This is a genomic window from Marinococcus halophilus, from assembly GCF_002265875.1.
GTDB classification, from domain to species: Bacteria; Bacillota; Bacilli; order Bacillales; family Marinococcaceae; genus Marinococcus; species Marinococcus halophilus.
Genome location: NZ_NPFA01000056.1, coordinates 1 through 537, shown reverse-complemented (window position 1 = coordinate 537; position 537 = coordinate 1). Strand labels below are relative to the sequence as shown.

The window sequence follows — 537 nt, the reverse complement described above, 5'->3', positions numbered from 1 at the left end:
AAGGTTTTGGCTTCATCGAGCGCGAAGGCGCAGACGACGTTTTCGTTCACTTCTCCGCTATCCAGGAAGAAGGCTTTAAAACCTTAGAAGAAGGACAAACGGTAGAATTCGAAATAGTAGAAGGCGACCGCGGCCCACAAGCTGCAAATGTCACTAAAAACTAATTAAGTCATATCCAGTTGCTCTCTTAAATTAGAGAGCAGCTTTTTCTTTTCAAAAAAACTACCCTTTTTATAATTAAATATTAAAGTTTGTTGCTATAATTTGGGTGACATGATACAATGAATTTACTATTTTGATCCGTTAGTTTGAACAAGCTTAGGGTTTTAGCTTCTGAACTTGGAACTATGCGGTTTGCAAGATAAGTATTATTTGTGCCACAGGGCACGCAGGAGGATTATTTTTATGGAACAAGGTACAGTTAAGTGGTTTAACGCAGAAAAAGGTTTTGGCTTCATCGAGCGCGAAGGCGCAGACGACGTTTTCGTTCACTTCTCCGCTATCCAGGAAGAAGGCTTTAAAACCTTAGAAGAAGGA

The 537-nt window shown here is 40.0% G+C and carries 2 protein-coding genes; both read left to right on the top strand.

The genetic code is table 11. The features are described 5' to 3' along the window. On the top strand, positions 1 to 164 hold a 164-nt coding region (locus CHL76_RS16735), incomplete at its 5' end, for a cold-shock protein (protein ID WP_094909179.1). Positions 165 to 405: 241 nt separating this feature from the next. Continuing rightward, positions 406 to 537: cold-shock protein (locus CHL76_RS16730; protein ID WP_094909025.1), on the top strand; the 132-nt coding region annotated here is incomplete at its 3' end.